This is a genomic window from Curtobacterium sp. MCBA15_013 (assembly GCF_001865095.1).
Lineage (GTDB): Bacteria > Actinomycetota > Actinomycetes > Actinomycetales > Microbacteriaceae > Curtobacterium.
Genome location: NZ_MJGQ01000046.1, coordinates 3545 through 4744, shown reverse-complemented (window position 1 = coordinate 4744; position 1200 = coordinate 3545). Strand labels below are relative to the sequence as shown.

Below are 1200 nucleotides of genomic sequence, written 5' to 3'. Positions count from 1 at the left end.
GGCGGTGCGGTGGCCGGGCGGCGGTCGCCGTCAGTCGTTCGCGGTGCGGTGCCAGCGGAGGACCCGCCGCTCGACGAGCGAGATGAGTCCGAGCAGGACCACGCCCATCACCGCGAGGATCGCGATCGCGGCGTACACCACGGCGAGCTGGTTCATCGACGACGCCGTGCTGATCACGGTGCCGAGCCCGCCCGTCGAGCCGACGCGGAGAGTTCCGCCACGACCGCGCCGATGATCGACAGCGGGAACACGATGCGGAGCGCCGCGAAGACGAACGGCAGGGCGTTCGGGATGCGCAGGTGCACGAGCATCTCGAGGCGGGACGCGTCGATCGTCCGGTACACCTGCAGCACGGGCTGCGGGACGGACCGGAGCCCGGCCGCGGTGTTGATGAGGATCGGGAAGAAGCAGATGAGCGCCGTGATCACGAGCTTCGGCAGCGGGCCGAACCCGAACGCCACCACCAGGGCCGGGGCGATCGCGACGAGCGGCGTCACGTTGAGGACGATCGCGATCGGCATCACCGCGCGGCGGACGATCGGCAGCTCGCTCGTCAGCACGGCGAGGACGAACGCGGCCACGAACCCGATGCCGAGGCCGACGAGCGACTCGACGAGGGTGATCCCGGCGTTCTGCAGGTAGTAGGGCAGCTGCGTGGCGAGGGTTTCCCCCACCGCGGGCAGCGGCGGCAGCAGGTACGGCATCGTCGTCGCGCCGATCTGCCAGAGCACGGCGAGGACGGCGAGCATCACGACGAGGGGCGCCCAGACCGTCGGGCGGATCCAACCGGGGAGCGGCCGGCGGGTCGCTGCGGCCTCGGACTCGGCGGTGGTGGTCGTGGCGGAGGCGGTGGAGGTCGTGCTGGTGGTGGTCATCGTGTCGTCTCCCTCAGGCCGCGTCCGTCGCACGCCACGCGCTGTGCAACCGCGTGCGGACGAGGTCCTCGTACTCGTGGAAGCGCCGTTCCTCGAACAGACGCTGGTTCCGCGGTCGCGGCAGGTCGATGTCGATGACGTCGACGATGCGCCCGGGACGCGGTGCCATCACGACCACGGTGTCCGACATCCGGACCGCCTCGGACACCGAGTGCGTGACGAAGAGCACCGTCGTCCGCAGCTCGTCCCAGAGGTCGAGCAGCTGGTCCTGCAGGGCCTCGCGGGTGAACTCGTCGAGGGCCGAGAACGGCTCGTCCATGAGCAG

Annotated in this window: 2 protein-coding genes and 1 pseudogene; all 3 read right to left on the bottom strand. The window is 70.8% G+C overall.

Annotation, left to right across the window (positions count from 1 at the left end; translation table 11 throughout):
• Positions 1-30 precede the first annotated feature (30 nt).
• Positions 31-177, bottom strand: coding sequence for a hypothetical protein (locus tag BIV01_RS20290; RefSeq protein ID WP_254791869.1), 147 nt, complete (start codon positions 175-177; stop codon positions 31-33).
• Positions 174-875: an ABC transporter permease gene (locus tag BIV01_RS16750; protein ID WP_254791868.1), complete on the bottom strand. Its 702-nt coding sequence runs from the start codon at positions 873-875 to the stop codon at positions 174-176. The genes BIV01_RS20290 and BIV01_RS16750 overlap by 4 nt, the downstream gene beginning before the upstream one ends.
• A gap of 13 nt (positions 876-888) precedes the next feature.
• Positions 889-1200: pseudogene (locus tag BIV01_RS16745) on the bottom strand (ABC transporter ATP-binding protein); the annotation flags it as partial.